Below are 12,999 nucleotides of genomic sequence, written 5' to 3' on the forward strand. Positions count from 1 at the left end.
TGGCCTCGCGGACCTGCTCGGGGCTCCGCGGGTAGCGACCCACGGGGCTGCGGTAGTGGCTCGCCGCGGGCATGCCCAGCTCGAGCATGCCGAGCAATTTTTGACCCTCGCGCTCGACCTCGGCGCGGCTGCAGTCGGGGCGCAGGCCGAGGACGTAAAAGGGGTTGTTCGCCAGGCGTTGGCGAGGGTCGGTCACGTCAGCGCACTCCGGAGTCGAAGGACAGGCGCCGGGTCTGGGCGTCGGCGGGCAGCAGCCGCCACAGCCGCTCGGTGACCCGGCGCAGGGTGTTGCTGTCGTTGCGCTCTTGGGCCTGGCGGCCCTCGCGGACCAGGGCCTGGGCGCGGGGCAGATCGCTGGCGGCGTCGACCCGCGAGGCGGCGTCCTCGAACAGGTACTCCCAGGTGTGGGGGTCGCGGAACCACGCGGTCTCGCCGATCTGGCGCACGAGCCGGAGCTGGCGCTGGAGCTCGCGGGGGTCCTTCTCGTCGGCGGCCCGCTCGACGGCGGCGCTGACCTCCTCGAACAACTTTTGCTCCCGCGGCGTGCCGTGCTCGGCGACGTTGGCCGAGGCCCAGGCCATGGTCCGCAGCCGCCGGGCCTCGAGCTCGGGCCAGCGCTTGGTCTGCTCGACGCCCTCGAGCTCGGCGTCGAGCTCGATCAGCGTCCGGCGGGCGCGCTGGCCCGCGTCCTCGTTGCCGCCGCGGGCCGCCTCGAGGTCCAGCTCGACCTCGTGCAGGCCGCTCTCGACCCGGTCGAGGGTGCCGAGGATCTGCGGCGTGCCCCCGCGGAAGGCGTCGCCGCGCAGCTCGATGAGCCGCGAGCGCATGGCCGAGGCCGTCGCCGAGAGCACCTCGGGGTCGGCCGCGGGCACCAGCAGGTGGGCGACCTCCTCGAACACCTGGTCGATGGAGGGCACGAGGGCCCGCGCCGAGAGCCGACCGCCGCGGTCGAGCTCGAGGGTCAGCTCGACCAGAGAGCCCGCCGGCAGGCTGGTCTTGAGGTTGGTGCTGGGGATCTCGAGGGTGCCGACGAGGCGGCACAGGTGGGCGCGGTCGAACTCGCCCTGGACCACGGGGATCTTGAGCACGGCGCCGTCGGAGCCCCCCGGATGATTCGAGCCAGGGGCGACGGACTCGACGGTGTGGTGGGTGAAGGTCCGCTTGGCGGGCAGCGGGGTCCCGCGCTCGAAGTAGGTGCGGACCGTGTCGTTGGCCAGGGCCACGCCGATGGTCCGCGACAGGGGCGGGTCGCTGATGGTCACGCCCTGGACGATGGTGATCGTCGGCGGGTCCACGGGCACGGGCTCGCCGTCGGCGTTGCTCGCGTCGAGCTTGAACACGTTGGCCTTGCGCGGGAGCAGCTCGACGCCGATGACGAAGCCGCCGTCGCCGTCGATGTTGGTCACCTCGCTGGTCCACAGCCCGTCGCCGCGGCGCAGCACGAGCTTGGCAGGGCGCGGCCCGGGGCCGTCGACGACGCGGCCGACGACGTGGGGGCACAGGTCCGAGGACACGGCCGGGTGCTGCAGCCACAGCCGGCGACCGCGGACCTTGGCGCTCTGGACCAGGGCCGTGGGGCGGGCGTCGAGGTTGGCCGTGGCCGCGTAGATGGCCGCGCCCTGGGCCACGAGGGTCATGGGGTCGTGGCCGTCGGCCACCGGGGCGCCGAGCATGGCCCCGACGCGATCGCGGAGGAAGGGCATCATCGTCGGCCCGCCCACGAACACGATGCGCTCGAGCTGGCCCGGGTCGACGCGGTTTTGTTGGAGCAGGCGGCGGCACACGTTCACGCTGCGCTCGACCAGGCCCGAGCACAGGGTCTCGAGGGTCGGCCGGTCGATCTCCAGCTCGACGTCGAGGCTGCTGCCCCCGACCTCGAGGGGGGCGGCCGGGACGAGCACCGCGTCGGTGCTGCGCGAGAGCTCGATCTTGACCTCCTCGGCGGCCTGCTTGAGGGTCTTGACGGCCTCGGCGTGGGCCGGGTCGCCGCGGCTGATGGTCACGCCGTCCTGCTCGGCGATGCGCGCGATGGCCCAGTCGACGATGGCCCAGTCGAAGTCGCGCCCGCCCAGGAAGTTGTCGCCGTCGTGGCCGACGACGCGCAGGAAGCCGTCGGCGGTCTCGAGCAAGGAGGCGTCGAAGGTGCCGCCGCCCAGGTCGTAGACCAGCCACGCCCCGGGATCCTCGGTCGCGCTCCAGCCCGCGGCCAGGGCCGAGGCGATGGGCTCTTGGAGCAGCTCGACGGACTCGAAGCCGGCCATGCGGGCGGCATCGGAGGTCGCGGAGCTCTGGGGGAGCTCGAACAGCGCGGGGACGGAGATCACCACCTTGGTCGGCGCGAAGCCGAACTGGTCCTCGACGTCCTCGCGCAGCGATCGCAACACTGCGGCCGCCAGCTCTGCCGGGCGTTTGGAGAGCTTGGCGGCCGGGAACAGCAGGGCCTTGCCCGTGCCCATGAGGCGCTTGAATTCGTTGTGAGTGTTGTGGGGATCGCGCTCGAGGAAGCGCCGGGCCTTGGCGCCCACTGTCACGCGCTCGCGTCCGTCGATGCGGACCACCGAGGGGGTCAGGGTGCTGCCTTGGCTGTTGCGGACGACGCGGGTCTGCTCGCCGTCGAACACGGCCGCAGCGGAGTTGGTCGTCCCGAGGTCGAAGCCGACGTAGAGGGCCTTTTCCATGATTTCACTGGACGAGAACGCGAGAGGGAGCGTTCGGCGCCACTCAAGCTAGCACGCGCCGACGAGCGCGCTCGTCTGCGGCCCATGACGCTCGAGGCCCCTGGAGTGTTCCATCAAAAGACGCGTCGAAGGCTGCCCTGGGCCTGGAATGCTGTTTCAGTGACAGTGGAATTCGGGCGTCGAAAACGGGCGGAAGTGGACGATCTCGTGTTCAGCGAGACTGGAATCAGAGCGTGGCTTCACAGGCAAATTTACTGTTCTAAAGATCGTTTTATGGTCGTTTTGACTTCGCGCGTAGTCCGCCAACCCAGCTGCGCGAGCAGAGCGAGCGCTCTCCATTTCGTCACTGGGGTGCAAGAATCTCCACTAAAGTGGCAAAAAGAGGCTCTCGTGGGGGCCCGTGGCCCGACACTCCTGAATCAACCATTGGCCACCATGAAAATACAGCTCCAAACCGTGGCATTGAAATCGAGCCTCGGAGGAAATTTACAATATTTGTGTTGAAGTCGACCCGGCGCGCGGGTAGATTCGAATCACTTCGAGGGTTCGCGTGACACGGACGTCGCCGGGCTTCTCGAGTGTCGCCCTGCCAAGGATGGCAACTTCGCGCGACATCCCCACAAGGCCCTCCGAGCGGATCTCGGTCAAGGCCACACCTCGAACCCGGGCCTGTCCCCCGGGTTCGAGCTTTTTGGGGGGTCAGCCCCTGCTCAGTCCAAACTCAAAGGACGACTTTGAGGAGCAGGAAGGCGCCGACGAGGAGCACCGTGAACGCGAGGGTGACCAGGTTGAAGTAGCGATCGATGAGATCGCGGGCCTGGTCGCCGAAGCGACGGACGACGCCTGCGACGAGGAAAAAGCGCGCGCCTCGGCCGACGATGCTGGTGCCGATGAAGGCCGGCAAGTTGATCTTGGCCACCCCCGCCGCGATGGTGAAGACCTTGTAGGGGATGGGCGAGAAGCCGGCCGCGAACACGATGGCGACGCCGTACTCGTGATAGAGGGCCGTGGCGTGCTCGAACTTCTCGGCCGAGAACAGGCGCGGGATGATCGTCGGCTCGACGCTCGCCCACAGGCCCCAGCCGATGTAGTAGCCGAGGATCCCGCCGAGCACGGAGCCGATGGTGCACCACAGGGCGAAGCGGAAGGCCTTGGTGGGCGCGGCGAGGCCGAGGGCGAGGAGCAGGACGTCGGGCGGGATCGGGAAGAAGCTCGACTCGGCGACGGCGAGGATGAACAGCGCGGGCAGGCCGTAGGGCGTCTCGGCCCAGCTCAGCACCCAGTCGTAGAGGCGACGGACCACGTTGCGCTTCTTTTCGGGCTCGGGCGCCGACGTCTCGGGGTTGGCTGCGGGGTCCTGCGCTTGGGCCTCGTTCACGGCGGGGACGCTAGCAGGCCCGACATGTACACTCCAGGCCCCGCGCGGTCTTTGTGGCCCTTTTGCACATGTCCGGAATCCTCGACGCCATCGGCGACACGCCTTTGCTCCCGCTCGAACGCCTCGCGCGTGGCCTGCCGAACCCGGTCTACGTCAAGTGTGAGCACTTAAACCCGGGGGGCAGCGTCAAGGACCGCCTGGCCCGGGCGATCGTCGACGACGCCGAGGCCCGGGGCGTGCTGCGGCCCCACGCGGGCATGACGCTGATCGAGGCGACGGCCGGGAACACGGGGATGGGCCTGGCCCTGGTCGCGGCGGCTCGCGGCTACGCCCTCGTGTGCGTGATGCCGGAGAAGATGAGCGTCGACAAGCGCCGGGCCCTCGCGGCCATGGGCGCGCGCGTGGTCGTGACCAAGAACGCGCCGCCCTCGAGCCCGGACAACTTTCAAAACGTCGCCCGGCGCATGGCCGAGGACGAGGGCTGGTTCCTGACCGAGCAGTTCGACAACCCCGTCAACGTCGAGGTCCACGCCGCGACGACGGGGCCCGAGATCCTCCGTCAGCTCGGTCGGGCGCCGGCGGCCTTCGTGTCCGGGGCGGGCACGGGCGGGACGATCAGCGGGGTGGGCCGCTGCCTCAAGCGGGCCGACCCAAGCACGCGGGTGGTGCTGGCCGATCCGGTCGGCTCGGGCCTGGCGGGCTGGGTGGCCACGGGGGAGATGGGCCCAGACGGGGCCTACGCCGTGGAGGGCATCGGCTCGAGCAAGGCCCCGGCCAACCTGCACCGCGCCGTGATCGACGAGGCGGTGAGCATCTCGGACGAGCGCAGCTTCGCCACGGCGCGGGCGCTGATCCGCGAGGAGGGCATGCTCGTCGGCGGCTCGGCCGGGACCAACGTGGCGGCGGCGCTCGAGCTCGCGGCGCGTCCGGAGCTCGGCGGCCCGGTGGTGACGGTGCTGTGCGACAGCTGGGACCGCTACTTCAGCCAGCCCTGGCTCGCGCGCGCCGATTTTTAGCAGCTTGTTAGGGCCTGGGATCGGGCTCTGCTAAGGGTCGGAGCATGAGCTCTGCCCTCGATCGTGCCGTCGGATCCGTGCTGCGCCCCGTCGCCTTTGGCGTCCTCGCGGTGGCCCTGAGCGCCTGCCCCACCGACGACGGGGAGGGCGAGGACGAGCAGGCGAGCACGGACGAGTCGGAGACGGAGGAGACCGACGCGACCGACGCGACCGACACGACGGACACGACCGACGAGGCCGACTCGAGCAGCGAGACCACCAACGGCGAGACGAGCGGGTGGATGGACTGCGCCGAGGCGGCGGACCAGGCCAGCTGCGACGCCCTCGGCGAGCTGTGCGAGTGGCTCCCGGGCCTGTTGATCAGCCACGACGGCATGACCTGCTCCGTGGAGTCCAGCGGCGGCGGGGCGTGCCTGCCGACCCCCGGCGAGGACAGCTGCGTGGGCGAGGACGGAGACAGCTGCGGCGAGGGCAGCACGGTCCACGCGTGGACGCGCTCGGTCGCGCCGGATCAGTGGGAGGTCATCTACGCCGACTACTCGGCCACGGACGTGTGCGCCGGGCCGGGCGGGGGCTGGGACTACTGCTTTGGCTTCGGGGACGACCCGGCGGGCTGTACTTGCCTGTGCGAGTTCATCTAGGAATTCATGGGCCCGCTCAGGGCTCGCCGAGGACGGACTCGACGACTAAAGATGCAGGACCTTGGTGTGCTCCTCGCCGGCCATGAGCTGGACCTCGCGCCAGGAGCTGCGGTCGTTGAGTGAGGTCCACCGCCGCTCGGCCTCGCGGTAGTGCCAGTCGCGGTCGACCTGGTAGTAGAGCTGGACCCCGCCGACCTCGATGATCTTGCGGATCTCGTTGCTGTGGTAGTTGCGCGGGTCGAAGTCCGTGTCGGCGCGCTGGCCCATCTCGGCGTAGACGCGGCCGAGCTGCACGAGCAGCTCGTCGGCGACGGGGTCGAGGGCCTGGGCGTCGAGGCCGATGCGCTGGGCCTCGCGCAGGGTGATGGGGTAGCCGTGGGCGGGGTAGTCGGCGTTGAGGGCCTTGGCGATGGCGGCGGCGCGCTCGGGGTCGTCGAGGTGGTAGCCGAGGATCTCGGTGCACAGCTTGATCGACAGCGAGCTCGCCCGGTCGACGGCGCCGATCGCCAGGGGGTGGATGTGCTGGAACAGGGCGCCCCAGGGGTTGGGGTCCGAGGCCGACTCGGCCCTGGCCTGGCCCCATAGCCGGACCACGCGGACGAGCTCGTCGTGGCTGATGCTGACCTTCTCGCTGCGCGCGTCCACGGGCGAGAGGGGGTGGCGGATCGAGGTGTCGACGGCCGAGAGGTAGCCCAGGGGGCCGATGTGGATCGCGTCCGCGCCGAGGGCCAGCATGGTCGCGGCCGAGGCCGCCTCGAAGGGGATCAGCGCGACGATCTGGCCGTCGGGGCCGGTCCAGTGGCGCAGCGTATTGGTCATGCGCAGCGCGGCCGTGCCCTGGCCGCCGTCGGACTTGATGAACAGGAACACCCGCTCGAGGGAGCGCCCAGCCCCCTGGGCGCGGCGCAGCACGTGGTCGAGGGGGGCGACGTCGTTGTGGTCCATGCTCGCCTTGGCCGAGCACCAGTAGCTGACCACGGTGCCGTCGAGGGCTCGCTCGAGGCGCTCGATCAGCGGCTGGGTCTGGGCGAAGAGCACCGGCGGTCGGCGGATCGGCTTGGTCGGCGCGCTCGGGGTCTCGGCGGCTTGGGGCTCGGTCGGCGCGGGCGGGGGCGTCTCGTCGGGCACGGCCCGAGCTTAGCTCAGCCAGGTGTCGAGGAAGCGCTCGGCGGCTCGTCTGGGCGCGGGCGGGGCTGGCAGAGCAGTCGAGTCAGCCATGCGAGGGATCTGGCAGGGCGGCTTGGGAGCTGCCATGGGCCGCGTCGAGTATGATGGCCCGCAGCCGGATCATGGCCGAGGCGCTTCGATGCACGCAGTGTGGGGCCAGCTTGCCCCCCGTCACCCCCGAGGTCGCGTCGGTGAGGTGCTCGAGCTGCGGGACGGTCAACCGTGTCGACGGCGGCTTGCTCGAGGAGCTCCACGGACACACGCGGCGGGTGGGGGAGGTCGAGCGTCAGGCCGAGCACGCGAAGGAGGCCGCGACCTTCGCCGAGCTCACGGCCTCCTTTGGCGGCGGCTGGGCGGCGCTGTTCGTGGGCTCGTGGCTGCTCGCGGGGCTGGTCATGCTACCGAACACGGCCTGGGCGACGGTCCTCGCCCTGCTCGTGTTCGCCGGCCCCTTCTTCGCCGTGGTGGTCGTGGGGCGCCGTCGCCTCGCCCGCATCCGGGCTCGGAGCGACGAGGGGCCGCGCCCCGTCCCCGTGAGCTGCCCTGGCTGCGGTGGGCAGTCCGAGCTGCTCCCCGGCCAGCCCGTGCGCGCGTGCAGGTACTGCGGGGGCGCCCTCGCGGCCGACGGCCCCGCCCTCGAGGCGCTCATCGCCAGCGCCCAGGCCAAGCTCGCCGGGGAGCAGCGGCTCGCCACGGAGCAGCGCTGGCGCCTGGCCGCCAAGCAGGGCGCCGCGCCGCGCACGGACCTGGTCCCTTTCTTCGTGATCGGCGGCATCGGGGGGCTGTGGGTCGTCGGGGCGATCGTCGCGACGATCCGCGTGGCCTTCGTCGGGCTGGGCGAGAGCAGCGTCGGCGAGCTGGCGCTCATCGACGGCGTCGCCGTGGTGTTGAGCCTCGCCGTGGGCACGCCCTTGCTGCGTCGCCGTCGTCGACTGCAGCGCTGGCGGGCCGAGCTCGAAGCCTGCGCGGCCGAGCGCGACGCGGCGCTGTCGCATCGCCTCGACGCCTTCGCCGAGTGGTTGTGCGTGCACTGGCCGGGAGAGCTCGGCGGGCGCTTCATCCAGAGCGCGGTGGGCTACGCCTTTTTGGCGCCCCGCTCGGGCGCCGCGTGGGCGCTGTCCGTCGCGCCCGTGGCCCACGCAGACCACGGCGTCGAGCCACACCTGCGCGTGCTCGTGCCCGGTAGCGAGGGGGCGCACCTGAGCGCGGCCGAGGCGGTCCTCGAGCGGGCGGGCTTTCGGGTCTCGGCCGTCGAGGGCGGGCTCGTGGCCGAGCTCGAAGTCGGCGGCGAGGGCATCGTGGACTCGCTCGAGCGGGCGGCGGCGCAGGTCGAAGCGCTGCGCCGCGGCGGCGTCCTGGCGCAGCTCGAGCCGAGCGGCGGGCAGCGCCAATGAGCGAGCCGGACGCGCTCCGCAGACGCGTTGAGGTAGACCGTCTCGTCGGGGCTGTTGGCGAAGATCCCGATCCGGGTGATCAGGGCTCGTGTCAGGGCGTCGGCGTCCTCGCTGCCGATGCCCCCGCAGCGTGTGCCATCCGCTCGGGTTCTCGACGTGGAGGAGCGCGAGGCGACGCAGCGCCATGGACCGTGGACCAACACGGTCGCCGCAGCCGTCGCGGGGATGAGCACGAGCTTTTTCAGCGCGGATCGGAGGATAGCGAGGTCGCAGCTGCTAGCCTTGCTCCGTGCCGCCGCGGCAAGCCACCCCGAGCCTCCTGGCGAGCTTCGTTCGCTGGCTGCTCGGTCGGCGCGGTCCAGCGCTCGCCGTGCTCTCGGTGTTCGTCGCGGTGGTGGCCGCGGGCGCGCTGCGGACTCGGGTCGACTTCTCGTCCACGGCCTTCTACGGCCAGGGAGACGCGCAGGCCGAGGGCCTCGAGGGCTTTCGAGAGCGCTGGGGGGCCGACGACGCGGAGCTGCTCGTCTTGGTGTCCGGAGAGGCCCCAGGCGCGGTGGTCCAGCCCGAGGCCCTCGCGGCCCTCGCCGAGCTGGCGACGAGCCTCGAGGGGCAGCACTCGGTGCGCCGGGTCACCGACATCGCCCGGGCGCGCCTGCCCGACCCTCTGCGCCCGCGCTCGGGGCAGACCAAGACCGTCGCGGAGCTCGGCCTGCACCGGCTACCGGTCGCAGAGCTCGACGCGCTGCCCTTCGTGCCGGAGCTGCTGTCCGAGGACGGCGCGCTCACGGCCATGGTCGTCGAGCTCGAGTTCTCCTCGGACGACGTCGTGCGGACCCACGCCGAGCTCGCCGCGCTCGAGCGGGCGCTCGCGTCCCAGGACGCCGCCCTCGAAGGCCTGGGGCTGCGCCGCGAGCTCGCCGGGGTCCCGGCGATCCGCGCGAGCTTCCTGGACCTGCTGATCCACGACCAGCTGCGCCTGGTCCCCGCCATGCTCGGCCTCATCGGCCTCGTGCTGTTCGCGGCCTTTCGGCGCGTGCACGGCGTGCTGATCCCCGCCCTCGCCGCGGCCCTGCCCGTGGTCATGCTCGTCGGCGTGATGGGCTGGCTGGGTGAGCCCATCGGTCTGCTCAACCAGGCCTACTTCACGCTCTTGCCGGTCATCGCGGTGGCCGACGCCATCCACCTGCTGGCGCGCTTTCACGGCGAGCGCCGGGCCGGGCGGGGGCGCGACGAGGCGATCGTCGAGGCGAGCGCGCGCGTCGGCCTGGCCTGCCTGCTGACCACGGTGACCACGGCCGCGGGGCTGGCCTCGCTGGGGCTCGCGCGCATGCCCATCCTCGTTCACTTTGGGCTCTACGCGGCCCTCGGGGTCGGGCTGGCGTTCGTGGTCGTCGTCACGATCGTGCCGCTGCTGCTGAGCTTCGTCGGGGAGCAGGCGAGCGCGGAGGTGGGCGAGCTCCCCGGCGGCCGGGTCGTCGGGGCGTGCGTGGGCGCGGCGTGTCGGCGGCCGTGGGCGGTGCTCGGCGCGACCGCGCTGGTGATGGCGCTCGCGGGCTGGGGGGCGACGCGGGTGCGCATCGACAACACCTTGACCAGCCTGCTCGACGACGCGAACCCGACGACGCGAGCGAGCGCGCGGGTCGACCGGGAGCTCGGCGGGACCTTGGGCCTCGAGTTTGAGCTCCGCGGCGCGCCGGAGCAGCTCGAAGATCCGCGCTTGCTCGGGGCGCTCGCGGACTTCGAGGGCTGGCTGCGGGCCCGCGAAGGTGTGCGCAGCGTCGCGGGCCCGGGGGGTCTCGCGGCGGGGGCCGGAGCGCTGGGGGCGGGGCCGAGCCTCGACGCCAAGCTGCGCGCCCTCGAGCCCTTCGCCCCGGTGGACCGCCACTTCCTCCGCGAGGACGGCCGGGTCACGGCGCTGCGCGTGCGCGCGGGCTTGCCCGACGCCAGCGGCCAGGCCTTCGTGGCCTTCGCCGCCGAGGCCGAGGCCGAGCTGCGAGGACGACTGGCGAGCCTCGAGGCGCCCACGGACGTCGAGCTGCAAGTCACGGGCACGCCGCTGCTCGCCTATCGGGGGGTCAACCGGATCACCGCGGACCTGCGCCGCAGCTTCGCCGGGGTGTTCCTCGTGGTGTTGCTGACCTTCGCCCTGGTCCTGCGCGATCCTCGAGTCCTCGGCGTGGCCTTGCTGCCCAACTTCGCGCCCTTGCTGGTCGGCTACGCCAGCGTGGTGTTCGTGGGCGGCGTGCTCGATCCCCTCGCCGCGGTGATCTTGACCCTGGGCCTCGGCGTGGCCGTGGACGACAGCCTGCACGTGCTCGTGCGCGTGCGCGAGGCCCGAGCGAGCGAGGGGGCGGCGGTGCCCATGGACGCAGCGCTGCGCGAGGCCCTGGACCACTCGGGGCGGGCGGTGTGGCTGACCTCCCTGGCCCTCGGGGGCGGGCTGGCGCTCAACCTCTTCGCCTCCTTCCCGCCCCTGCAGATGTTGGGTCTGCTCGGCGCGGTGGTGATCCTCGTGGCCCTGCTCGCGGACCTGACCGTGCTCCCGGCCTTGCTGATCTTGCTCGAGGGTCGGCGCGCCCGCGCTGAGGAAGCATGACGCGCTGGCATAGCTCGAACGCGCCGAGGACGAGCCCGGCGAGGAGCCCGGGCGCTGCAACGCCGCTGCACGCGGGGAGTGTAGCGACTGTTTCCGATCGGGCGGGCTCGCGTACACTCTCTGGGTGGCCCGTGTCCGCGACTACGCCGTGCGCTGCCCTGGCTTGGCCGGGGCCGTCGTCGCAGCGCTCGCGCTCGTGTCCTGCGCGGGAGAGGAGCCCGCGAGCGAGAGCGCCATCGTCGTGGGCCTGGACATGCACAGCGCGGCCCAGGCGAGCCTCGACGACCACCTCGCCGAGCTGATGGTCTACGAGGGCCACGTCTACGCGGCCAACAGCAACCAGGGGCTGTCGGTGTTTCGTCTGACGGGGGACGGCGGCCTCGAGGTCAGCGACGTCGGGCAGGTCGAGGCGGACAACGTGCGCTGCACGGCGCTGGCGATCCACGCGGCCTCGAAGACCCTCTACTGCGCCGCCGATGCGCCCAAGGTCGAGCCCGAGATCCTGCTCTACGACCTGAGCACCCCGGGGACCTCGACGCGGATCGGCGCGCTGCCCCTCGAGTACCCCCTCGAGGGGATGCGCGACGTCGTGGTCGATGGCGATCGTTTGATCCTCACCGCCTTCGAAGAGGGCCTGTGGACCGCACCGATCGCCGCGGACGGGAGCCTGGGCGAGCCGACCTTCACCGGCGTCGAGGGCCAGGCGCGCTACGCCATACCGCTGGGGGAGCCCCCGAACTCGGTGGTGCTCGCGCTGTTCTCCACGGGCGCGGCGGGGGGCAAGGGCAGCGAGCTGCGGGTGCTCGACGCGCAGAGCTGGGAGAGCCTCGGGTCCCTCGAGCTCGACGGGCCGCCGCTGGGCTTCAGCGTCGACGCGGGGGCCAGCGACGCGAGCTCGGCCCGGGTCGCGGTGGCTCAGGGCAGCGCGGGCATGGCCATCGTCGAGTGGCGCGCGGGCGAGGATCCCGTGGCGGTCGATCGAATCACGCCCCCGGCGGTGGTCTCCCACGCCTTGCTCGACGGCGAGCGGGCCTTCGCCATCACCCTCAGCGGGGCCTTTGGCTACGTGCGCGAGGGCGAGGGCTGGCGCAACTTTGGCTTCGCGCCGGAGAGCATCGCCGGTCCGGATCGGCGCGGGAACATGCTCCACGCGCTGCTCCATGAGGGCACGCTGATCACCTCGGACTGGACCTGGGTCGAGCGCTGGGCCATCGACGCGGGCGGCGAGGCGACGGGGCTGGACATGCCGCGGGGGGTGTTCGTGCCGCCGGGTGAGGGGGCGCGCTGGCGGGTGCGCAACCCGAGCGCGGTGGACCTGCGGGCGGACTTCGTGCTGCGCGGGGAGCCGGTGTTCTCGGGGGTGGTCCCGGCGCAGGGGAGCGCGGTGGTCGAGCTCGACGCCTCGGGCCTCGCGGGCTTGCTGGCGGACGACTATCGGCTGCACTTTGGCGTGCGCGTCCACGACCCGGCGGTGGCCTTCGAGGGCGCGCCGCTGAGTACGACTTCGTTCACGATCTTGGTGGCGTACCCCGAGCTCGGGCCTCAGCCTCCGCCGGGGGCGAGCTTTCCGCCCGTGACCCTCGCGGACCTCGACGACGCCGTCTATACGCTGCCGCTGGCTGGGGTGGCCCAGCGTTTGGTTTGGTACAGCGAGGACTGCGTGTTGATGTGGCCGGAGCTCGAGGACCTGACTTGGCGCCATCGGCAGGGGTTGCTGGACTCGGTGCCGGTGTTCGTCAGCAATGCTGACGTGAGCTTGAGCTACGCGCGGTCTTGGGATGCGGAGGACATGCTGTTTGGTAACTTTGGGCCGGCGGCGCCGCCCGAGGTGGGGGCGGCGAACGAGCCGCTCTATGGGGACAATCTGTATCCGGACTTTGTCGTGGGGGAGATTCCTGGGGATGGGTTGACGACGGACTACGAGGTCGATGCTCTGGGGCGGGTGGTGTCGATTGAGCGGATGTATCGGGGGCCTTACGATTTGATCGTCGAGTAGTCGTGGGTTTGGCGGGCTGGTTCGGCTCTGATGGGGAGCGGGCCGTCGAGTAGTCGTGGGTTTGTTTGGGGTTGGCGAGCTGGTTCGGCTCTGATGGAGAGCGGGCACGGGTCAAGGGGGTCGGATCCCCCGC

Annotated in this window: 9 protein-coding genes; 5 read left to right on the top strand and 4 right to left on the bottom strand. The window is 71.7% G+C overall.

The features are described from left to right. From PPSIR1_RS39595 to PPSIR1_RS39605, 3 genes are all read right to left on the bottom strand, one after another. A partial coding sequence (locus tag PPSIR1_RS39595) for a hypothetical protein (RefSeq protein ID WP_006976944.1) occupies positions 1-196 on the bottom strand: 196 nt, incomplete at its 3' end. Between the two features lies 1 nt (position 197). Then, positions 198-2,678 (bottom strand): Hsp70 family protein, encoded by a 2,481-nt coding sequence (locus PPSIR1_RS39600; protein ID WP_006976945.1) that lies wholly within the window; start codon positions 2,676-2,678, stop codon positions 198-200. A gap of 721 nt (positions 2,679-3,399) precedes the next feature. Continuing rightward, a complete protein-coding gene (locus PPSIR1_RS39605; protein ID WP_006976947.1) occupies positions 3,400-4,056 on the bottom strand; it encodes a YqaA family protein in 657 nt (218 codons plus the stop codon). A gap of 68 nt (positions 4,057-4,124) precedes the next feature. On the opposite strand from PPSIR1_RS39605, the gene PPSIR1_RS39610 reads away from it, so the two are divergent. Then, complete coding sequence (locus PPSIR1_RS39610; protein WP_006976948.1) at positions 4,125-5,072, top strand: PLP-dependent cysteine synthase family protein; 948 nt, start codon at positions 4,125-4,127, stop codon at positions 5,070-5,072. Positions 5,073-5,116: 44 nt separating this feature from the next. Continuing rightward, positions 5,117-5,713, top strand: coding sequence for a hypothetical protein (locus tag PPSIR1_RS39615; protein WP_157596467.1), 597 nt, complete (start codon positions 5,117-5,119; stop codon positions 5,711-5,713). Positions 5,714-5,758: 45 nt separating this feature from the next. Here the strand turns inward: PPSIR1_RS39615 and PPSIR1_RS39620 are convergent, their stop codons facing one another. Beyond that, complete coding sequence (locus tag PPSIR1_RS39620) at positions 5,759-6,841, bottom strand: Clp protease/crotonase-like domain-containing protein (protein ID WP_006976950.1); 1,083 nt, start codon at positions 6,839-6,841, stop codon at positions 5,759-5,761. 230 nt (positions 6,842-7,071) lie between these two features. Between PPSIR1_RS39620 and PPSIR1_RS39625 the strand changes: the two genes are divergently transcribed. From PPSIR1_RS39625 to PPSIR1_RS39635, 3 genes are all read left to right on the top strand, one after another. After that, positions 7,072-8,274, top strand: coding sequence for a hypothetical protein (locus PPSIR1_RS39625; RefSeq protein ID WP_157596468.1), 1,203 nt, complete (start codon positions 7,072-7,074; stop codon positions 8,272-8,274). Between the two features lie 289 nt (positions 8,275-8,563). Then, the gene (locus PPSIR1_RS39630) at positions 8,564-10,870 is read left to right on the top strand and encodes an efflux RND transporter permease subunit (protein ID WP_006976953.1); all 2,307 of its coding nucleotides are present in this window, start codon (positions 8,564-8,566) and stop codon (positions 10,868-10,870) included. A 124-nt stretch (positions 10,871-10,994) separates the two neighbouring features. Further along, entirely contained in the window at positions 10,995-12,866 is a 1,872-nt protein-coding gene (locus PPSIR1_RS39635) for a hypothetical protein (RefSeq protein WP_006976954.1), read from the top strand. The last annotated feature ends 133 nt before the right edge of the window (positions 12,867-12,999 follow it).

Origin of the sequence: Plesiocystis pacifica SIR-1 (assembly GCF_000170895.1) — a bacterium.
GTDB lineage: Bacteria > Myxococcota_A > Polyangia > Nannocystales > Nannocystaceae > Plesiocystis > Plesiocystis pacifica.